The following is a 21009-nucleotide window of genomic DNA, read 5'->3' as shown; positions in this document are numbered from 1 at the left end:
ACTGCAAGCCCGTGGCGGAGACGACGACGAAGCACATCTTTGTGACCGGAGGCGTCGCCTCCTCGCTCGGGAAGGGACTGACGGCCTCGAGCCTCGGGTTCCTGCTCCGCAGCAGGGGGCTGCGGGTGACGATGCAGAAGCTGGACCCCTACATCAACGTCGACCCCGGGACGATGAACCCCTTCCAGCACGGGGAGGTGTTCGTCACCGAGGACGGGGCCGAGTGCGACCTGGACATCGGGCACTACGAACGCTTCCTCAACACCGACCTGTGGGGCAGGTCCAACGTCACCACCGGGCAGATCTACAACGACGTCATCGCCAAGGAGCGGCGGGGGGACTACCTGGGCGACACGGTGCAGGTCATCCCGCATATCACCAACGAGATCAAGGCGCGCATGCGGGCGGCCGCGGACCGGCCGCCGGGGGAGCGGCCGGACATCATCATCACCGAGGTCGGGGGGACCGTCGGCGACATCGAGTCGCTGCCCTTCCTCGAGGCCGCCCGACAGGTGCGCCACGACATCGGCCGCACCAACTCCTTCTTCCTGCATGTCTCGCTCGTGCCCTACCTCGCTCCTAGCGGTGAGCTCAAGACCAAGCCGACGCAGCACTCGGTGGCGGCGCTGCGCCAGGTCGGCATCACCCCGGACGCCCTGGTGCTGCGCGCCGACCGGGAGATCCCCGAGGGCATCAAGCGCAAGATCTCGATGATGTGCGACGTCGACTCCGACGCCGTGGCCGCGGCCGTGGACGCCCCCTCGATCTACGACATCCCCAAGGTCCTGCACTCCGAGATGCTGGACGCGTACGTCGTGCGGCACCTGGGCCTGCCGTTCCGGGACGTCGACTGGTCGGCCTGGGACGCGCTGCTCGAGCGGGTGCACGAGCCGGAGCACCGCGTCGAGATCGCGCTGGTCGGCAAGTACGTCGACCTGCCCGACGCCTACCTCTCGGTGACCGAGGCCATGCGGGCCGGCGGGTTCCGGCACGACGCCAAGGTCGACATCCGCTGGGTCGCCTCGGACGAGTGCCGCACCGAGGCCGGCGCGGCCCGGGCGCTCGGCGGGGTCGACGCCATCCTCGTGCCCGGCGGGTTCGGGGTCCGCGGCATCGAGGGCAAGATCGGGGCGCTGCGCTGGGCGCGGGAGCGACAGGTCCCGACGCTGGGGATCTGCCTCGGCCTGCAGGCCATGGTCATCGAGCACGCGCGGCACGTCGCCGGGATCGAGGGCGCGAGCTCCACGGAGTTCGACCCGGACACCCCGGCACCGGTCATCGCCACGATGGAGGAGCAGAAGTCCTTCGTCGAGGGGGCCGGCGACCTCGGCGGCACCATGCGGCTCGGGTCCTACCCCGCCGTGCTCACCGAGGGGTCGGTCGTGGCCGGGGCCTACGGGACGACGGAGGTGACCGAGCGGCACCGTCACCGCTACGAGGTCAACAACGGCTTCCGCGACCAGCTGGGCGCGGCGGGGCTCGTCATCAGCGGCCAGTCCCCGGACGGCGGACTCGTCGAGTTCGTGGAGCTGCCGCGCGAGGTGCACCCCTACTACGTCGCGACCCAGGCCCACCCCGAGTTCAAGTCCCGGCCCGACCACGCCCACCCGCTCTTCGCGGGGCTCGTCGCGGCGGCGCTGGACGCGCAGCGCAGCCAGCGCCTGGTCGAGGTCGAGCGTCAGCGTCACCACGAGCTGCCCGACTGATGACGCTCTCCGCGCCCCGGCTGGGCCTGCCCGAGCTCGTCGACCTCCCCGGGTCCCGCCCGGTGCGCAGCACCGAGGTGGCCATGCGGGGTGCCGTCTGGGACGTGCACCGCGACGAGGTCGAGCTCGACGACGGCCCGGCGAGCCGGGAGTACGTCCACCACACCGGCGCCGTCGCGGTGCTCGCCGTGCGCGAGGACCGTGGGGAGCCCGAGGTCTTCGTCATCCGGCAGTACCGTCACCCCATCGGCGCCGAGGACTGGGAGATCCCGGCCGGCCTCCTCGACGTCGAGGGGGAGCCGCCGGTGGAGGCGGCGCGCCGCGAGCTGGCCGAGGAGGCCGACCTGCAGGCCGAGCACTGGGAGGCGCTGGTGTCCTTCACCCCGTCCCCGGGCGGGCTCGACGAGACGATCCACGTCTTCGTCGCCACCGGGCTCTCCGACGTGCCGGAGGAACGGCGGCACGCCCGGGAGGGCGAGGAGGCCGGTATGCCGACCGGCTGGGTGACCCTGCACGACGCGGTGGACGCCGTGCTGGGTGGGCAGGTGCACAACGGGCCGTTCCTGCTGTCCGTGCTGGCGCTGCACAGCAGGCGGGGTCCCCAGGGCTGAACGCCCGCCCTCGGTGCCCTCGGCGTGCCCGGGATGCTGGCGGCCGTCGAGTGTGTCAGGGTGACGTTGCGTCATACCGGGTGTTTCTCGTTGTCGGCAAAGGAGCGGACATGCAGCCACTGGTCCTACGGAGCGCCATCATCGCAGCCCTGGGGGGTCTGCTCTTCGGGTTCGACACGGCGGTGATCTCGGGCACGACCTCGGACCTGACCGAGGTCTTCGGGCTGTCCGGGTTCGCGCTCGGCTTCACCGTGGCGACGGCCCTCATCGGCACCGTCGTGGGGGCGGCCTACGCGGGGCTCGGCAAGCCCGCCGACCGGTTCGGCCGCAAACCGGTGCTCATCGTCATCGGCATCCTCTACGTCGTCTCGGCGCTCGGGAGCGCCCTGGCGACCGACTGGGTCGTCTTCATGGTCTTCCGCTTCATCGGCGGTCTCGGGGTCGGCGCCGCCACCTCGGTCGCACCGATCTACAACGCGGAGGTCGCACCGCCACGGCACCGGGGCCGGCTCGTCGGGCTCTTCCAGTTCAACATCACCGTCGGCATCCTGCTGGCGTACGTCTCCAACTTCGCCATCCTCAACCTCTTCCCCGAGGAGACGGCCTGGCGGTGGATGTTCGGGGCGGAGGCCCTGCCGGCGCTGGTCTTCGCTCTCCTGGTGTTCCTCGTCCCCGAGAGCCCCCGGTGGCTCATGGCGGTGGGCCGGGACGAGGAGGCCCGCGAGGTCATCGACCAGCTGACCGCGGACGAGGAGGAGGCGCGGGTGCAGCGCGAGGAGATCAAGGAGGCCCTGGAGGTGGAGGGGGACAGCGCCAAGGTGCCGTTCTTCACCCAGGGCCACCGCAAGGTCATCCTGCTCGCCTTCGCCATCGCCGCCTTCAACCAGCTGGGCGGCATCAACGCGGTGCTCTACTACGCCCCGACCATCTTCGAGAGCGCCGGGCTGGGCGAGAGCGCCGCCTTCCTCAACAGCGCCGGCGTGGGGCTCGTCAACCTGCTCGCGACGATCCTGGCGCTGACGCTCATCGACCGGGTAGGCCGTCGCTTCCTCATGCTGGTCTGCTCGGCCGGGTACGTGCTCACGCTCGGCATGCTGACGGTGCTGTTCTTCGCCTACGAGGGCAACTTCACCGGGGTCACCAGCGGTCTGGTGGTCACTGGCATCATGCTCTTCGTCGGGGTGCACGCCTTCGGGCAGGGCGCCGTCATCTGGGTGTTCATCGCCGAGATCTTCCCCAACGCGATCCGCGCCCGGGGCCAGTCCTTCGGGGCGCTGACCCACTGGACCTTCGCGGCGGCCATCTCCTGGTCCTTCCCCGCGATCGCAGGGGGCCTGGGCGGCGGTGTCGCCTTCCTCATCTTCCTCATCGGGGGTGTGGCCATGACGTTCTGGACGATCAAGGTCATGCCGGAGACCAAGGGCATCCCGCTGGAGGAGATGGAGGAGACCCTCGACCTCGCCGGCAGCGCGGCGATGAAGGCACGGTAGGCGCCCGACCCCCGGGCGCCGGCGCGGCTGGGCACCAGCGCGGGCAGGTCCGTTCGCCGTGCCGCCGCCGCGATCGCTCGCGGTCAGAGCGGGATGACGGTCACCCCGAGCAGCCAGGCCAGCAGCTGGCTCCCGGCCGTCAGGACGAACGAGCCGAGGAGCAGGACGGCGAAGCCGTAGCCGCCCGAGGACCGCTGCTGCGGTGCCGGCGCCCGGTGGTCGCGCCACCCGCCCTCCTCCCAGATCGCCCAGGCCAGCACCCCCAGGCCCGCAGGCAGGCCGATGAGCCAGAACCAGAACCACCGGGTGCCGTGGACCGGGGCGGCTCCGAAGACCACCCGCACCAGCATGCTGACGACCAGCACCAGGCCGAGCAGACCGTGCGCCTGCAGGACCCGCCCCGGGACCACCGAAGAGACCGTGGACGGCAGCCCGCTCGTCACGAGATCCTCCTCGATCCAGGCCACCTCGGCCTCCGTCCAGGACCCCCAGCTGTTCATGCTGGGGGTGATGTGGTCCGGCACCACCAGGCGCGGGCGCGAGCCGGCCACGGTGTAGAGCACCGTGGTCGTGCCGGTCCGCAGGCCCTCCACGGTGCCCGGCTCGAGGTCCTCCTGTGTCCACCACCCGGGGGTGGAGGAGCCGCCGCCGGGTCGGTCCTCCAGCAGGGCGTAGCTGGTCATCCTCCCGGACGACAGGTCCTCCACGGCCTGGCTGTGGTTGACCAGCTGGAAGCCACCCACGAGCGACAGCAGCGCGTGGGTGGCCCACAGCAGCACCACCGCGACGCCGGCGACCCGGCGGGCCCACCGCCTGAACCGCGCGTCACGGGCGGCGGGGCCGGTCCTGACGCCCGGCATCGTCTCGGGCTCGACGAGCGGGGCTCGACGAGCGGGGCACGACCCCGTGCCCGCCCGTCCTCGGCCGTCCCGCGTCCCACGTCTCGTTCCCGCCCCATGCCTCAGGGTGGCACGGCAACCCGACCGCAGCAGGTCGACGCGGCAGGTTACGTGTCGGGCCGCCCCGCACCGACCCGTAGAATGAAGTCGTTCCCGGGGCGGAGTGACGACCCGCCGGGGTGGACGAGGAGCGAGGCGCAGGCATACCTCGTGACCGTGACACCCGCCCGGGGCCGCGCGTCCGGCGACACCGACGAGAGGCCGAGGTCCCCTCGGCGAAGGTGTGGTGGCACCGCGACCTGGCCCCCGCCCACACCTCCCGGGCTGCCTTGGCGGGCCCGGGTCGTCGCATCGACAGACCCTCCGGCGCGCCGCACCGAGAGGAGAGATCATGCTACGCACCCACGAGTCGGGCACCCTGCGGCCCGAGCACGTCGGCCAGACCGTCACCCTCACCGGCTGGGTGGCCCGACGCCGTGACCACGGCGGCGTCGCCTTCATCGACCTGCGGGACGCCAGCGGCGTCGTCCAGGTCGTCGCCCGTGACGAGGTGCTCACCGGCACCGCGCACGACCTGCGCAGCGAGTACTGCGTCCAGGTCGTCGGCGAGGTCACCGCCCGCGCGGAGAAGGACGTCAACCCCGAGCTCCCGACCGGCGGCATCGACGTCGTCGCCACCGAGATCGACGTGCTCAGCGAGTCCGCCCCGCTGCCGTTCCAGATCGACGAGCGGGTCAGCGTCGGCGAGGAGGCGCGCCTGCGTCACCGCTACCTCGACCTGAGGCGCCCGGGTGCCGGCGCGGCCGGGCAGAACCTGCGCCTGCGCTCCCGGGTCAACGCCGCTGCGCGCACCGTCCTCGCCGACCGCGACTTCGTCGAGGTCGAGACGCCGACCCTCACCCGGTCGACGCCGGAGGGCGCCCGCGACTTCCTCGTGCCGGCGCGCCTGCAGCCGGGGAGCTGGTACGCCCTGCCGCAGAGCCCGCAGCTGTTCAAGCAGCTGCTCATGGTCGCCGGGATGGAGCGCTACTACCAGATCGCCCGGTGCTACCGCGACGAGGACTTCCGCGCCGACCGCCAGCCGGAGTTCACCCAGCTCGACATCGAGATGAGCTTCGTGGAGCAGGACGACGTCATCGAGCTGGGCGAGGCCGTGGCGGCCGCGGTGTGGCGCACCATCGGCGTCGAGCTCACGACGCCGTTCCCGCGGATGACGTATGCCGAGGCGATGCGCCGCTACGGGTCCGACAAGCCGGACCTGCGCTTCGGCGTCGAGCTGGTCGAGTGCGCGGACTACTTCGCGGACACGCCCTTCCGGGTGTTCCAGGCGGAGTACGTCGGGGCGGTCGTCATGCCCGGCGGCGGCAGCCAGCCCCGGCGGCAGTTCGACGCCTGGCAGGACTGGGCCAAGCAGCGCGGGGCCAAGGGCCTGGCCTACGTCACCGTCGGCGAAGACGGCACGCTGGGCGGGCCGGTGGCCAAGAACCTCTCCGAGGCCGAGCGCGAGGGTCTCGCGGCCCACGTGGGCGCGGAGCCGGGGGACTGCGTGTTCTTCGCCGCGGGAGCCACCAAGCCCTCGCGCGCCCTGCTGGGTGCGGCGCGGCAGGAGATCGCCGCGCGGGTCGGGCTCGTCGACGAGGACGCCTGGAGCTTCCTGTGGGTCGTCGACGCGCCGCTGTTCGAGCCGGCCGGTGACGCCGTGGCCGCGGGCGACGTGGCGGTCGGTGCCGGCGCCTGGACCGCGGTGCACCACGCCTTCACCTCGCCCAAGGCGGAGTACCTCGACTCCCTCGAGGAGGACCCGGGCGCGGCGCTGGCCTACGCCTACGACCTGGTGTGCAACGGCAACGAGATCGGTGGTGGGTCCATCCGTATCCACCGCCGCGACGTGCAGGAGCGGGTCTTCGCGATCATGGGGCTGTCCCCGGAGCAGGCGCAGGAGAAGTTCGGCTTCCTGCTCGAGGCGTTCAAGTTCGGCGCGCCCCCGCATGGCGGGATCGCCTTCGGGTGGGACCGGATCGTGGCGCTCCTGGCCGGGACCGACTCCATCCGCGACGTCATCGCCTTCCCGAAGTCCGGGGGCGGGTTCGACCCGCTCACGGCTGCTCCGGCACCGATCACGCCCGAGCAGCGTGCGGAGGCGGGCGTCGACGCCGAGCCCGAGGCCGAGGAGTCCGCTGACGCCTGAGCCCGGTCGGCCGGCCGCGACGTCCGTGTGCGGCCGGCCCTGGGTCGGGACGATCGACCCCTCAGGACGAGGACGGGTCAGGGTGGCGCCGGACCTCCGCCGTCGGCGGCGGCCCCTTGGAGCCGGGCCTGCTGGGCGGTGCCCGGTGAGACGCTCGGCAGCACCGTGCTCGGCCGGAGGTAGAGGGTGGGGGGCACCGCGGCCTGTCGCGGTCGCTCCCGTCCCTGGTTGCACCGCTGACACAGCCCTTGGGCGTTGTGGACCGCGGTGGCACCGCCGTCGCTGTGCCGGACCCGGTGGTCGACATGCCGGATGGGTGCGCCGCACCACGGGGTCCGGCAGTAGCGGTCCCGGCTCACGACCAGCGCCCTCTGGGCCCGGCTGAAGAACCGCCGTCGGGTGTCCCGGGCGAGGACCTCGCCGGTGAGCGGGTCGGCGTACAGCCGCCGGACGAAGACCCGGGCAGCGGCCAGGTCCGCGGGGTCAGGGTCGGGCAGGCCGGGGTCAGGGTCGGGCGGGACCGGGTCGGGCGGAGCCTGGTCGGCGCCGTGGATCGCGGTGTCCGTCGGGGCTCCCGAGACGCCGGCGGCGCCGTGGACCAGCGTGCAGGACCAGCCTGTGCAGCGGGTCCCCTCAAGACCGTCCTCCCGGCCGTGGCCGGACGTGTCCGCCGGTCCTCCCCGACCTGATGCCTCGCGAGTTTCCTCCGGGTGGACGGTGTGCCGGTGGTCCTGTCCCGGCTGCGAGACGGCCACCAGGTCCCGTGCCGTCTGGGCGGGGAGCGGGCCATATCCGTCCAGGAAGGCCGCCACGGTGTCGCCGGCCATGAGCGAGGCGTCGGTCATGACGAGACTGAGGTCGATGTCCGGCAGCATCACGGGGTCGCGACCGGTGACGTTGGCGTAGAGCGTGTCGGCCATGATCCTGCCCTGGTGGCGCTCGTCCCCCGAGGCGCGGAGCAGCTCGGCGTGCCGCTTGAGCGCGGCGTAGACCGCGACCCCCTGGGCCGCCGGGAGCATCGCGGAGATGACGCACATGACGTCCGGCGCGGGGCGCATCGCGACGTAGGCGTCCTCCGCGGACCGGGCGGCCCGTCGCACGTGCGCCTGCGGGTCCAGCTCGTAGACCAGAGCCGTCACCGTGGCGCGCAGCTGCCTGGTGGACAGGCCGTCCAGGCGCCCGACGAGCTGCTCGTCGACGAGGCGACGGTCCTCGGTCGCGAGGCAGGTGGTGGCCCGGGTGATCACCTCGGCCTGGTGGCTGTCGATGACCCCTTCCGTCAGGGCGGCCAGCGTGCACGGCATCTCCCGGGCCAGCGCCCGCGAGCACGCCAGCCGGTTCGAGGAGCGGGCGGGGGAGACCTTGCCCGCGAGGGCGAGGTCGTCCGCGACCCCCGACCCGAGGCGCGCGGCGGACACCCCCTCGGACTCCTGCTGCTGTCGCTGGGACCGGTCGAACTCGTCCGAGAGCACGGCGTGGGCCGCCGCGGCCGCGCGGGTGAGGTCCTCGAGCGCACGGATGAGCTCGAGGCGCTCGGCGTCCGAGACATCCGGGCGAGGGAGCGCCAGCCGGCGACCGAGGTCACGGATCTCCGCCCGCCGCGCCGGCGTTCCCGGCCCTCTCACCCCGGCTGCTGCCGACCTCGTGACCCGGTCGTCCAGCGGTCCCCGGTCCTGCACGTCCCCCACCCCCTCGATGGTTGCCCGTCCAGTGTATCGAACACGTGTTCGACCGTCAAGGGTCCGGACCGTGCGCCGCGCCCGGTGCCGTGGTCACAGCGGTCCTGTCCCACCGGACGTCGACGTCGGAGGACGCGTCAGGCCAGCCTGCGGGAGTGCCAGGCGCGGGCCGTGCGGAAGCCGAGCCGCGCATACACCGTCCGGGCCGCCGCGTTGTCGCTGAACATCCCGAGGGTGCAGACCCCGTGGCCGGCCAGGGCCCACCTCGTGAGCGCCGCGCTGACGACGGTGGCCCACCCCGCTCCGCGGTGCTCCGTCGCCGTGACGATCCCGGCCAGGTGCGGCACGCCGGTCGCCTCGCGCTCGGCGCCGCCGACCGCGACCAGGTGGCCGTCGGGCCCGCGCACGCCCACCCAGTGGTGCACCCGCCCCGTGCCGATCTGCGTCCACACCCGCGGGTTGTGCGCCCGGGTGAACTCCTCCAGCTCGGCGGCGTCCCGCCGGTCGTCCAGAGGTATGACGTCGCTCTCGCGGGCGTCGACGCGTGGCTGCGAGGCGGTCCACATCCAGTCCCAGTCGCCCCCGTCGCCGAGGTCGAGGACGTCGTGGGCCACCTCGGCGTGCTCCTGCGGGACGGAGACCGCGCGGGCCCCCAGCCGCTCCAGGTGGCCACCGTCCCGCAGCCGGAGGAGGGCGGAGCGCACCTGGGCCGCCGTCACGGTCCGCAGCGGAGCGACCCAGAACCCCGGCCGGTCACCGAGCCGCTGGACGAGGGCCACGCCGTCGTGCACCCATACCTCGCCCTGCAGCGGGTCGGGGAGCACCCAGCGCACCCAGGGGTCGCCGCCGGAGCGCGACAGCAGCTCGGCGTGCGAGGTGAGTCGGTCCACGGCGTTAGCCTGACATGCGTGTCCGACCTCTTCACCTCCGCCGCCGACCCCACCGCCGGTGGCGCCGACGGCGTGGGTGATGCCAGCGGTGCGCTGCTGGCGCCGCTCGCGGTGCGCATGCGCCCGCGCTCGCTGGACGATGTCGTCGGCCAGCGCGCGGCGCTGCGCCCCGGTTCGCCGCTGCGACGGCTCATCGAGGGGTCGGGCGGTGCCGCCGGACCGCTGTCGGCGATCCTCTGGGGTCCTCCGGGGACGGGCAAGACCACGCTGGCCCACCTGGTCGCCCAGGCGGCCGGGCGTACCTTCGTCGAGCTCTCCGCCGTCACCGCCGGCGTCAAGGACGTCCGGGCGGTGATGGACCACGCGGTGCGCGAGCGCTCGCTGCACGGCCGTCAGACGGTGCTCTTCCTCGACGAGATCCACCGGTTCACCAAGGCGCAGCAGGACGCCCTCCTCCCGGGCGTGGAGAACCGCACCGTCATCCTCGTGGCGGCGACGACCGAGAACCCCTCCTTCTCCATCATCGCCCCGTTGCTCTCCCGCTCGGTCCTGGTGACGCTGACCTCGCTCGACGACGAGGACGTGCGCGGGGTGCTCGCCCGCGCCCTCGTCGACGCTCGCGGGCTCGACGGGTCGTTCACCCTGGGCGACGCGGCGACGGAGCACGTCGTCCGGATGGCCGGGGGCGACGCCCGCCGGGCGCTCACGACCCTGGAGGCGGCCGCCGGCGTGGCCGCCGACGACCGGCCGGCGGGCCGCGAGGACGAGGTCACCGAGATCACCCTGGCGCAGGTCGAGCAGGCGATGGCGCAGGCGGCGGTGCGCTACGACCGGGCCGGCGACCAGCACTACGACGTCGCCAGCGCCTTCATCAAGTCCATGCGGGGTTCCGACGTCGACGCGGCCCTGCACTACCTCGCGCGGCAGCTCGAGGCGGGGGAGGACCCGCGCTTCATCGCCCGCCGCATCGTCATCGCCGCCAGCGAGGACGTCGGCCTGGGCGACCCGACCGCCCTGCAGACCGCGGTGGCCGCGATGCACGCCGTCGCGCAGATCGGGATGCCCGAGGCCCGCATCATCCTCGCCCAGGCGGTCGTGCACAACGCGCTGGCGCCCAAGTCCAACGCCGCCTACGCGGCCGTCAACGCGGCCATCGCCGACGTCCGGGCCGGCAAGGGCGGCCCGGTCCCGCCGCACCTGCGGGGCACGGGGTATGCCGGGGCCACCCGCCTCGGCCACGGCGAGGGCTACCGCTACACCCACGACGAGCCCGCCGGGGTGGGCGAGCAGCAGTTCCTCCCGGAGGACCTGGCCGACGCCGACTACTACCAGCCCACGACGCGCGGCTGGGAGGAGCGCCTGGGGCCCCGCTGGCGCGAGCTGCGCCGGATCATCCGCGGCCGCTGAGGCCGGCGCGGCCGCCGGGGCCGGAGTTCGGCCCGTGCCGGTGGGGTCGTCTAGAGTGGATGGGCCCCATCGCACCGCCGGCGCCCCTGTCGCCGGGCCTACGAGGAGATCATGGAAACCGCCGAGATCCGCCGCCGCTGGCTGTCCTTCTTCCAGGGCAAGGACCATGCTGTGGTGCCGAGCGCCTCCCTGGTCAGCCAGGACCCGACGCTGCTGTTCACCGTCGCCGGCATGGTGCCCTTCATCCCCTACCTCACCGGCCAGCAGACGCCCCCGTGGAAGCGCGCCACGAGCGTGCAGAAGTGCGTGCGGACCCTCGACATCGAGGAGGTGGGCAAGACCACCCGGCACGGCACGTTCTTCCAGATGAACGGCAACTTCTCCTTCGGCGACTACTTCAAGGAGGAGGCCATCTCCTACGCCTGGGAGTTCGTCACCGGCTCCCAGGACCAGGGTTGCCTGGGCTTCGACCCGGAGAGCATCTGGGTGACGGTCCTCAAGGGTGACGACGAGGCGGCCGAGATCTGGGGCCGGGTCGCCGGGCTCCCCCCGGAGCGCATCCAGGAACGCGGCCTGGAGGACAACTACTGGCACACCGGCGTCCCCGGGCCCGGGGGCCCCTGCAGCGAGATCTACGTCGACCGTGGCCCCGAGTTCGGTCCGGACGGCGGACCCGTGGTCGACGAGGATCGCTTCCTCGAGATCTGGAACCTCGTCTTCATGCAGGAGGAGCTCACCGAGGTCCGCTCCAAGACGGACTTCGACGTGGCCGGGGAGCTGCCCAGCAAGAACATCGACACCGGCATGGGGCTCGAGCGGGTGGCCTACCTCCTGCAGGGTGTCGACAACCTCTACGAGATCGACGAGGTCTACCCCGTCATCGAGCGCGCCGAGGAGCTCAGCGGCCGCGCCTACGGCGCCGACGACGAGGACGACGTCCGGTTCCGGGTCGTCGCCGACCACGTCCGGTCCGGGCTCATGCTGCTCGGCGACGGGGTGGTGCCCGGCAACGAGGGCCGGGGGTACGTCCTGCGGCGCCTGCTGCGCCGGGCCGTGCGGTCGATGCGGCTCCTGGGCGTGGAGCAGGCCTCGCTCACCGAGCTCCTCACCGTGAGCAAGGACGTCATGCGGACCTCCTACCCCGAGCTCCAGGAGCAGTGGGGGCGGATCAGCGAGGTCGCCGCGGCCGAGGAGGAGGCGTTCCAGCGCACCCTGGCCAGCGGGACGAGCATCCTCGACGACGCCGTGGCCCGCGCCCGGTCCGCCGGGGCGACCAGGCTCGGCGGTGCGGAGGCGTTCGCGCTGCACGACACCTACGGCTTCCCCATCGACCTCACCCTCGAGATGGCCTCCGAGCAGGGGCTGTCCGTCGACGAGGACGGCTTCCGTGCGCTCATGACCGAGCAGCGCGAGCGCGCCAAGGCGGACGCCAAGGCCAAGAAGACCGGGCGGGGCGGCGCGGGGGCCTACCGCGGGCTGGCCGACCGGCTGGGGACCCAGACGGCCTTCACCGGCTACGAGCAGATGAGCGGGCAGGACCGCGTGGTCGGGCTGCTCTCCGAGGGGCATGAGGTCGACCGCTTCCGGCGCGACGCCGGGGCCGGCGACGGCGGCGAGCTGGAGCTCGTGCTCGCCAGCACCCCGTTCTACGCCGAGGCCGGTGGCCAGCTCGCCGACCACGGCACCATCCGGCTGGGCAGCGGCGGACTCTTCGAGGTGACCGACGTGCAGCGCCCGGTGCCCGGGCTCGTCGTCCACCGGGGCCGGCTGGTCGAGGGCGAGGTGGCGGTCGGCGAGGACGCGCACAGCGAGGTCGACGTCGCCCGACGGGCCTCGGTGTCCCGGGCGCACACCGCGACCCACATCGTGCACAAGGTCCTCCGGGAGACCCTGGGGGAGGGCGCGACGCAGGCCGGGTCCGAGAACGCGCCCGGGCGGCTGCGCTTCGACTTCCGGGCGACCCGCGGGCTCGACGCCGCCGAGCTCGCCGCGGTCGAGACCCGCATCAACGAGCGCCTCATGGCCGACCTGCAGGTGAGCGCGGCCGAGATGAGCTTCGAGCAGGCCCGGGAGATGGGCGCCATGGCCCTCTTCGGCGAGCGCTACCCCGACGTCGTCCGGGTCGTCTCGGTGGGTGGTCCGTGGAGCCTGGAGCTGTGCGGAGGCACCCACGTCCTCAACAGCGCCCAGCTCTCCCTCGTCAAGATCATGGGCGAGTCCTCCATCGGGTCGGGGGTGCGCCGGGTCGAGGCCCTGGTGGGGGCTGACGCCTACGCCCACCTGGCCCGCGAGAACGTCATCGTCAACCAGCTCACCGACACCCTCAAGGTGCGGCCGGACGAGCTGTCCGACCGGGTGGCCCAGCTCATGGCCCGCCTCCGGGACGCCGAGAAGGAGATCGCCCAGGCCAAGGCGGCCCAGGTGCTGTCCGCGGCCTCCGGTCTCGTGGACCAGGCCCGCGACGTCGCCGGCACGACCTATCTCGGGCACGACCTCGGCGACGGCGCGAGCGGGGACGACCTGCGCCGCCTCGTCACCGACCTGCGTGCCCGCCTCGGCAACGAGCGGCCCGTCGTCGTGGCGCTGACGGCGAGCGCCGGGGGCCGGCCCTCCGTCGTCGTCGCCACCAACGAGGCGGCGCGCGAGCGCGGCACCCGGGCCGGTGCGCTGGTCCGGGTCGCGGCCCAGGCCCTCGGCGGGGGTGGCGGGGGCAAGGACGACCTGGCCCAGGGCGGCGGGCAGGACGCGGGCGCCACCGGCGCCGCGCTCTCCGCCGTCGAGGAGGCCCTGCGGGCATGAGCTCGGTGCCGGACTCCCCGGGCGCCGCTCCCGGCGTGCTGCTCGGGGTCGACGTCGGTGAGGTCCGTGTCGGCCTCGCCGCCTCCGACCCGCTCGGCATGCTCGCCCACCCGGTGGCCACGCTGCGCCGGGACCAGGAGGGGTCCAGCGACCTCGAGGAGATCGCCGACGAGGTGCGCCGGCGGTCGGCCGTCCTGGTGGTCGTCGGCATGCCCCGCTCCCTCGACGGCACCGAGCGAGTGGCGGCGCAGCGGGCCCGCCGGTACGCTGAGCGGCTGCAACGGTGCCTGGAGGTGCCGGTACGGCTCTGGGACGAGCGGATGTCCACGGTCGACGCCCACCGGGCGCTGCACGGCAGCGGCGTCCCCGGGCGCGAGCAGCGTGGTGTCGTGGACCAGGTCGCGGCCGTGATCATCCTCCAGGCCGCCCTGGACTCGCGCCGAGCCGGCCGTCCCGCCGGCACCCCCCTGAGGGCGCGCAAGCCCCGGGCACGACGGTCTCGCGACCCTGACGCGAAGGACGCCACATGAGCCAGCCGCCCGAGGACGACTGGGACGAGCACGACGCCCGGGGCGTGGGTGCACGCTTCGACGACGACGTGCTCGGACTGCGTGGTGCCCGGCACCACGACGAGTCGTTGGCCGACCACGTGCTCGACCCGGGAGACCCGGACCACCACGACCACCACCCGCGCCCGCGGCACCGACGCAACCCCTGGCTCGTGGTGCTCGCGCTGGGCCTGGCCGCCGTGGTCGTCGTCGTGGCGGGCGTCTACTCCTTCGGCTCGGTGCGCTCGCTGGTGCCCGACCTGGCGGCCGGCGACGACGTCTCCACGGCCGACTACGAGGGCGACGGCAGCGGCGAGGTCATGGTCGAGATCCCCGAGGGTGCGGCCGGCGCCCAGATCGCGGAGATCCTCGTCCAGGAGGACGTCGTGGGGTCCGTCGCCGCCTTCTCCGCGGCGCTGCAGGCCGACCCGGACTCCTCCGCCATCCAGCCGGGGACCTACCGGATGGCCAACCAGATGAGCTCGGAGGCGGCTCTCGGGCGCCTCCTGGACCCGGAGTTCCGCGAGTTCAGCGGGGTGACCGTGCGCGAGGGTCTCTGGGTGGACGAGACCTTCGCCGTCCTGGCCGAGGGCACCGGCAACGAGGTCGCCGACTACGAGGCCGTGGACCCCGCCGACCTGGAGCTGCCGGCCGCCGCCGAGGGTGAGCTGGAAGGGTTCCTCTACCCCAGCACCTACGACTTCGACCCGGACAGCACGCCCGCCGAGCAGCTGCAGGCGATGATCGACCAGGGTGTCCAGGTCTACGACGACCTCGGCATCCCGGACGAGGACCTGCGCGAGGTCGTCATCAAGGCGAGCATCGTGCAGGGCGAGGGCCAGTTCGCCGAGGACCTGCCCCGGATCGCCCGGGTGATCGAGAACCGCATCGAGGGCAACTCGGAGACCAACGGCTTCATGCAGATGGACTCCACGGTCCACTTCATCTACCAGGAGCGGGGTCGCGCGGGGACCACCGAGGAGCAGCGCTCCAACGACAGCCCCTACAACACCTACGTCCACCCCGGGCTGCCCCCGGGCCCCATCAACAGCCCCGGCGAGGACGCCCTGCGCGCCGCGCTGGAGCCCGAGCCCGGTGACTGGGTGTACTTCGTCACCGTCAACCCCTCCACGGGGGAGACGAAGTTCGCCGAGACCTACCAGGAGCACCTCGCCAACCAGGACGAGTTCCTCCAGTGGTGCGAGGACAACCCGGACCAGTGCTGACCCGCGCGGCCGTCGTCGGCTCGCCCGTGGCCCACTCCCTGTCCCCGGTCCTGCACCGCGCGGCGTACGACGAGCTCGGGCTGGCCGACTGGTCCTACGAGCGGGTCGAGGTGCCCGCCGGCGGCCTGCAGCGGCTCCTCGAGAGCCTCGGCCCGGAGTGGGTCGGTCTCTCGGTGACCATGCCGGGCAAGGAGGAGGCCCTCGCCGGCGCCGACGTCCACAGCGGCTCGGCGCTCGCCGTCGGCGCCGCCAACACCCTCGTCCGGCGCCCCGTGGGGTGGTATGCCGACAACACCGACGTCGACGGCCTGCGCACCGCGCTCGTCGAGGCGGGGGTGGAGGGTGCGCGCCGGGCGCTCGTGCTCGGCGGGGGAGCCACCGCCCGCTCCGCGCTGCTGGCGCTGCACGGCCTCGGCGTCCGCGCGGCCGACGTCCTGGTGCGGGACCGGCTGCGGCCGCAGACCGCCGAGCTGCTCGAGTCCCTCGGGCTGGACGCCCGGGTCCGGAGCCTGGCCGACGGCATACCCCTCGGCGGGACCGAGGTGGTCGTGAGCACGCTGCCCGGCGGGGCGCCGGCACCGCCCGTCCACGACGGGGGCCTGCACCGGCCGGTCGTCATGGACGTGAGCTACGCCCCCTGGCCGAGCGCGCTGGCGGACGCGGTCGCGCAGGCGACCCAGGGTAGGGTCCCGGTCGTGAGGGGAACGCGGATGCTGCTGCACCAGGCCGCCCGGCAGGTGGAGCTGATGACCGGGCGGCGCCCGCCCACCTCGGTGATGGACGAGGCGCTGGGGCGCGCGATCGGGGAGCGGGCCGGCCGGTGACCGACCTCGTCCTGCCCGCCGTCGTCGCGATCGTGGTCGGCGTGCTCGGTGTCCCGGTGGCCCGCTGGCTGCAGCAGACGACCTACCGCAAGCCGGACGAGGTGGACGAGCCCTCGCCCGGTCGCCGCTGGTGGGTGCCGTTCGCCCTGGCCCTCTCCGCGGCGGCGGTGATGCACCGCGTGTGGCAGGTCCCCGACGACGCCGTCCCGGGCTGGCCGGTCGCCGCCGTCCTCACCCCCACCCTCCTCGTCGTGACCCTGGCCTGCGTGTGCCTCGCGGCCATGGACCTCGACGTCCACCGGCTGCCGGACCGGATCATGTGGCCGACGATGGGCACCCTCCTGGTGGGACTGCCCCTCGCCGCGCTGGTCGGGGGCGGCCTGGAGCCCCTCCTGCGCTCCCTCCTCGCGGGGCTGGCCGCCGGCGGCTTCTACCTGCTCATCGCGCGGCTGTCGCTGGCCCGGGGGTCCCTGGCGCTGGGGCTCGGCGACGTGAAGCTGGCGGCCGTCCTGGGCACCGGGCTGGGGTGGTTCGGCTGGGCCGAGGCCGTCCTCGGGATCTACGCCGGCTTCATCGTCGGCGGCCTGTTCGCCGTCGGCCTGCTGCTCACCCGCCGGGTGAGCTGGAAGGGGGACTTCGCCTACGGTCCCGCGATGATGGTCGGGGCCCTGGTCGGGTTGCTCGTGGGAGCCCCCACGCTGACCGGCCTGTCCTGAGCCGTCGGCCGCACCCGGGGCGTGCCGGGGCCCGGGGGCCTGCGTGGGAAGATGGCGGCCATGCTGCGTTGGTTGACCGCCGGTGAGTCGCACGGGCCCGCCCTGACCGCCATCCTGGAGGGGCTGCCCGCCGGGGTGCGGGTCCCGCGGGCCGAGGTCGAGGGGGCCCTGGCCCGCCGGCGCCTCGGCTACGGCAGGGGGGCGCGGATGAGCTTCGAGGCCGACCGGCTGCACTTCCTCGGCGGCCTGCGCCACGGCGTCTCCCTCGGCTCCCCGCTCGCGCTGCAGATCGAGAACTCCGAGTGGCACAAGTGGCAGGCCGTCATGGGCCCCGAGCCCGTGGAGGACACGGCCCTGCAGGGGGCCGACGACGTGGGGGCCCCGCAGGAGCTCGCCCGCAACCGTCCGCTGACCCGGCCCCGGCCGGGGCACGCGGACCTCGTGGGGATGACGAAGTACGGCTTCGACGAGGCCCGCCCGATCCTGGAGCGGGCCTCCGCCCGGGAGACGGCCGCGCGCGTCGCGCTCGGGGCCGTGGCGGCGGCCTTCCTCGAGCAGGCGGTGGGCGTCCGCCTCGTGTCGCACACCGTGAGCATCGGTCGCGCCGGGGTCCCCGGACTCGACGACGACGCACCGGACCCGGCGTCGCTGCCCCGGCCGGAGGACGTGGACCGGGTCGACGCCGACCCGGTGCGCACCCTCGACGACCGGCGGTCCGCGGCCATGGTCGCCGAGGTGGACGCGGCGAAGAAGGCGGGGGACACGCTGGGCGGCGTGGTCGAGGTGCTGGCCTACGGGCTGCCCCCCGGCCTCGGCTCGCACGTGCACTGGGACCGCCGGCTGGACGCCCGCCTGGCCGCCGCCCTTATGGGCATCCAGGCCATCAAGGGGGTCGAGGTGGGGGAGGGCTTCCGCACCGCGGCCCGCCGCGGGAGCGAGGCGCACGACGAGATCGACCGCGACGACGCCGGCCTCATCCGGCGGGCCACCCTGCGCAGCGGCGGCACCGAGGGCGGCATGAGCACCGGCGAGGTGCTGCGGGTGCGCGCCGCGATGAAGCCGATCTCCACCGTCCCGCGCTCGCTGCGGACGGTCGACACGGCCACCGGTGAGGCCGGGACCGCCATCCACCAGCGCTCCGACGTGTGCGCCGTCCCCGCCGCGGGGGTGGTGGCCGAGGCCATGGTCGCGCTCGTCCTGGCCGACGCGGTGCTGGAGAAGTTCGGCGGTGACTCGGTGCCGGAGGTGTCGCGCAACCACGCGGCCTACCTCGCCGCGGTCGCCGAGCACCAGCGCACGCCGGCGACGGAGGTCGACCGGTGAGCGGCCCGCGCGTGGTCCTCGTCGGGCCTCCCGGGTCCGGCAAGTCGACCGTCGGGGCGGTGCTCGCCGGGCGGCTCGGGGTCGGGCTGCACGACACGGACGCCGCGGTCGAGGCCGCGCAGGGGCGCTCGATCAGCGACATCTTCGTGGAGGAGGGCGAGCCCGCCTTCCGCGCGCTGGAGCGCGAGGAGGTGCTGCGCGCCCTGCGCGAGGAGACGGGGGTGGTCGCGCTGGGCGGCGGCGCCGTGATGCAGGAGCCGGTGGCGCAGGCGCTCGCCGAGGGGCATCGCGTCGCCTTCCTCGACGTCACCATCGCCGCCGCCGCCACCCGCGTCGGCTTCGACGCCTCGCGGCCGCTGCTGCTGGTGAACCCGCGCGCCTCGTGGACCCGGCTCATGAACGCGCGGCGCCCGACCTACGAGGCGGTGAGCGGGGTGCGGGTGGACACCGCCGGCCGCACGCCCGAGCAGGTCGCCGACGAGGTGATCTCGTGGCTGGCGGGCTGAGCCGCACCATCCAGGTCGGGGGAGCGGCACCGTATGCCGTGCACCTCGGCCCGGACGCGCTGGAGCGCCTGGGTCGGCACGCCTCCCCGGGGCGTCGGGTGCTTGTCGTGCACCAGGCCGGCCGCGAGGGCCTGGCACGGGAGGCGGCGGCCGTCCTGGAGGACGGCGGGGCCGCGCCGGTGCTGGCGCCCGTCCCGGACGCCGAGATGGCGAAGACGGTGGAGGTCCTCGCCGGGCTGTGGACCAGGCTCGGGCAGGAGGGTTTCACCCGCTCCGACCTCGTGGTCGGCATCGGCGGCGGGGCCACGACCGACCTGGCCGGGTTCGCCGCCGCCAGCTGGCTGCGCGGGGTCGAGGTCGTGCAGATGCCCACCTCCCTGCTGGGCGTGGTGGACGCCGCGGTCGGCGGCAAGACCGGGATCAACACCGCGGAGGGCAAGAACCTGGTGGGGGCGTTCCACCCCCCGGTCGCGGTCCTCTGCGACCCCGCCTGGACCGCGACGCAGCCGCGCGCCGACTACGTGTCCGGTCTCGCCGAGGTCGTCAAGTGCGGCTTCGTCGCCGATCCCACCATCCTCGAGCTCGTCGAGGGCGACCCCGCGGGGGCGAGCGACCCGAGGCGCGACCCGGCGCTCGCCCTCGAGCTCGTGGCCCGCGCCGTCCAGGTCAAGGCCGAGGTGGTCGCGGCCGACCTGACCGAGTCCTCCTGGCGCGAGATCCTCAACTACGGGCACACCTTCGCCCACGCGGTCGAGCAGGTCGAGGGCTACACCTGGCGGCACGGGGACGCGGTGGCGGTGGGCCTGGTCTACGTCGCCGAGCTCGCGCACCGCGCCGGGATGCTGGACGGCGCCCTGCGGGACCGGCACCGGCGGGTGCTGCAGGCGGTCGGGCTCCCCACGGCCTACCGGGGCGGACGCTGGGAGGAGCTGCGCACGGCCATGGGACGGGACAAGAAGACCCGGGGCTCGACCCTGCGCTTCGTGGTGCTGGAGGGCCTGGCCCGCCCCACCCGGCTGGAGGGGCCCTCGGAGGAGGACCTGCGGGCGGCCTACGCCGCCGTGGCGCCCGGGTAGACTGGTCCGTCGATCCCCTGAACGCGCCGACCGGCATACCGAAGGAAGACACGCGACGTGGCAAGCACGAACGACCTGAAGAACGGCATGGTCCTCGACATGGACAACGGGCTGTGGCAGGTGCTGGAGTTCCAGCACGTCAAGCCCGGCAAGGGCCCGGCCTTCGTCCGCACCAAGCTCAAGAACGTCCTGACCAACAAGATCGTGGACAAGACCTTCAACGCGGGCACCAAGGTGGAGACGGCGACGGTCGACCGCTCGGACTACCAGTACCTCTACAACGACGGCACCGACTACATCTTCATGGACGAGAAGACCTACGAGCAGGTGCCGGTCAGCGCCGAGGCCATGGGGGACACCTCGCAGTACCTCCTGGAGAACAACCGGGCCATGATCGCCCAGCACGAGGGCCGGGTGCTCTACGTCGAGCTGCCGCCGTCGGTCGTCCTGGAGATCACCCACACCGACCCGGGGCTGCAGGGCGACCGCTCCACCGGCGGCACCAAGCCGGCCACCCTCGAGACCGGCGCGGAGATCCAGGTGCCGCTGTTCCTCGAGACCGGCACCAAGGTCAAGGTGGACACCCGCGACGGGTCCTATCTCGGCCGCGTGAACTGACCCGTGGCCGCACGCACCCGGGCCCGCAAGCGGGCCCTGGAGCTGCTCTTCGAGGCCGAGCAGCGCGGGGTCAACGTCGGGGAGCTGCTCGAGTCGCGCCTCGAGACCCCGACGACGCAGCACGCCCTGCCCGACTACACCGTCGAGATCGTCCGCGGGGTCATCGCGCACTGGGGGCAGATCGAGGAGATCCTCGCGACCTGGTCGCAGGGCTGGAGCCTGGAGCGCATGGCCGCCGTCGACCGGGCGGCGCTGCGCGTGGGGTCCTGGGAGATCCTCTGGAACGACGAGGTGCCCGACATGGTCGCCGTCGCCGAGGCGGTCGAGCTGGTCGGCCGGATGAGCACCGACGAGTCGCCGGGCTTCGTCAACGGGCTGCTGGCCCGCATCGCCGAGGTCAAGCACACCCTCGTCTGAGCCGGCCCGCCGAGCGGGTAGGCTGGGCGCCGCACCATCACGTCCTTTAACCACCGTCCAGTGAGGCGGGGAAGGAGAGTGGGCCC

18 protein-coding genes are annotated in these 21009 nt (G+C 73.7%); 15 read left to right on the top strand and 3 right to left on the bottom strand.

All coding sequences use genetic code 11. The features are described from left to right. Positions 1–11 precede the first annotated feature (11 nt). The 3 genes from FHD63_RS08415 to FHD63_RS08405 are packed head-to-tail and all read left to right on the top strand — an operon-like array spanning position 12 to position 3807. Positions 12–1706, top strand: coding sequence for a CTP synthase (locus FHD63_RS08415; RefSeq protein ID WP_139721686.1), 1695 nt, complete (start codon positions 12–14; stop codon positions 1704–1706). Continuing rightward, positions 1706–2317 (top strand): NUDIX domain-containing protein, encoded by a 612-nt coding sequence (locus FHD63_RS08410; RefSeq protein ID WP_139721685.1) that lies wholly within the window; start codon positions 1706–1708, stop codon positions 2315–2317. The genes FHD63_RS08415 and FHD63_RS08410 overlap by 1 nt, the downstream gene beginning before the upstream one ends. Positions 2318–2367: 50 nt before the next feature. Beyond that, entirely contained in the window at positions 2368–3807 is a 1440-nt protein-coding gene (locus tag FHD63_RS08405) for a sugar porter family MFS transporter (protein WP_338056397.1), read from the top strand. An 83-nt stretch (positions 3808–3890) separates the two neighbouring features. Here the strand turns inward: FHD63_RS08405 and FHD63_RS08400 are convergent, their stop codons facing one another. Continuing rightward, a complete protein-coding gene (locus FHD63_RS08400; RefSeq protein WP_139721683.1) occupies positions 3891–4667 on the bottom strand; it encodes a hypothetical protein in 777 nt (258 codons plus the stop codon). 430 nt (positions 4668–5097) lie between these two features. Here FHD63_RS08400 and aspS point away from each other — a divergent pair, with 430 nt between their 5' ends. Next, positions 5098–6894, top strand: coding sequence for an aspartate--tRNA ligase (gene aspS, locus FHD63_RS08395; protein ID WP_139721682.1), 1797 nt, complete (start codon positions 5098–5100; stop codon positions 6892–6894). A gap of 77 nt (positions 6895–6971) precedes the next feature. Here aspS and FHD63_RS08390 read toward each other — a convergent pair whose 3' ends face one another. Both FHD63_RS08390 and FHD63_RS08385 read right to left on the bottom strand, forming a co-directional pair. Continuing rightward, positions 6972–8519 carry an HNH endonuclease gene (locus FHD63_RS08390; protein WP_139721681.1) on the bottom strand — a complete coding sequence of 516 codons (1548 nt, stop codon included), beginning with the start codon at positions 8517–8519 and terminating at the stop codon, positions 6972–6974. A 191-nt stretch (positions 8520–8710) separates the two neighbouring features. Then, positions 8711–9463, bottom strand: coding sequence for a GNAT family N-acetyltransferase (locus FHD63_RS08385; protein ID WP_139721680.1), 753 nt, complete (start codon positions 9461–9463; stop codon positions 8711–8713). Between the two features lie 18 nt (positions 9464–9481). On the opposite strand from FHD63_RS08385, the gene FHD63_RS08380 reads away from it, so the two are divergent. From FHD63_RS08380 to nusB, 11 genes are all read left to right on the top strand, one after another. Beyond that, complete coding sequence (locus tag FHD63_RS08380; RefSeq protein ID WP_139721679.1) at positions 9482–10870, top strand: replication-associated recombination protein A; 1389 nt, start codon at positions 9482–9484, stop codon at positions 10868–10870. Between the two features lie 111 nt (positions 10871–10981). Continuing rightward, a complete protein-coding gene (alaS, locus tag FHD63_RS08375; protein WP_139721678.1) occupies positions 10982–13669 on the top strand; it encodes an alanine--tRNA ligase in 2688 nt (895 codons plus the stop codon). Next, positions 13666–14199: a Holliday junction resolvase RuvX gene (ruvX, locus tag FHD63_RS08370; RefSeq protein ID WP_139721677.1), complete on the top strand. Its 534-nt coding sequence runs from the start codon at positions 13666–13668 to the stop codon at positions 14197–14199. The genes alaS and ruvX overlap by 4 nt, the downstream gene beginning before the upstream one ends. Then, entirely contained in the window at positions 14196–15443 is a 1248-nt protein-coding gene (gene mltG, locus FHD63_RS08365; RefSeq protein ID WP_139721676.1) for an endolytic transglycosylase MltG, read from the top strand. Before ruvX ends, mltG begins: the two co-directional genes overlap by 4 nt. Beyond that, positions 15437–16267 (top strand): shikimate dehydrogenase, encoded by an 831-nt coding sequence (locus FHD63_RS08360; protein ID WP_139721675.1) that lies wholly within the window; start codon positions 15437–15439, stop codon positions 16265–16267. The genes mltG and FHD63_RS08360 overlap by 7 nt, the downstream gene beginning before the upstream one ends. Beyond that, the gene (locus tag FHD63_RS08355) at positions 16264–16983 is read left to right on the top strand and encodes a prepilin peptidase (RefSeq protein WP_139721674.1); all 720 of its coding nucleotides are present in this window, start codon (positions 16264–16266) and stop codon (positions 16981–16983) included. Before FHD63_RS08360 ends, FHD63_RS08355 begins: the two co-directional genes overlap by 4 nt. A gap of 60 nt (positions 16984–17043) precedes the next feature. Beyond that, positions 17044–18306 carry a chorismate synthase gene (aroC, locus tag FHD63_RS08350; RefSeq protein WP_139721673.1) on the top strand — a complete coding sequence of 421 codons (1263 nt, stop codon included), beginning with the start codon at positions 17044–17046 and terminating at the stop codon, positions 18304–18306. Continuing rightward, positions 18303–18812 carry a shikimate kinase gene (locus FHD63_RS08345; RefSeq protein WP_139721672.1) on the top strand — a complete coding sequence of 170 codons (510 nt, stop codon included), beginning with the start codon at positions 18303–18305 and terminating at the stop codon, positions 18810–18812. Before aroC ends, FHD63_RS08345 begins: the two co-directional genes overlap by 4 nt. Continuing rightward, a complete protein-coding gene (aroB, locus tag FHD63_RS08340; RefSeq protein ID WP_238705588.1) occupies positions 18797–19888 on the top strand; it encodes a 3-dehydroquinate synthase in 1092 nt (363 codons plus the stop codon). The genes FHD63_RS08345 and aroB overlap by 16 nt, the downstream gene beginning before the upstream one ends. 57 nt (positions 19889–19945) lie before the next feature. Beyond that, entirely contained in the window at positions 19946–20506 is a 561-nt protein-coding gene (gene efp, locus FHD63_RS08335) for an elongation factor P (protein ID WP_139721671.1), read from the top strand. 3 nt (positions 20507–20509) lie between these two features. Then, a complete protein-coding gene (nusB, locus tag FHD63_RS08330) occupies positions 20510–20923 on the top strand; it encodes a transcription antitermination factor NusB (RefSeq protein WP_139721670.1) in 414 nt (137 codons plus the stop codon). Positions 20924–21009: the final 86 nt, after the last annotated feature.

Source organism: Serinicoccus chungangensis (genome assembly GCF_006337125.1).
Lineage (GTDB): Bacteria > Actinomycetota > Actinomycetes > Actinomycetales > Dermatophilaceae > Ornithinicoccus > Ornithinicoccus chungangensis.
This window is presented reverse-complemented; position numbering and strand designations above follow the sequence as displayed.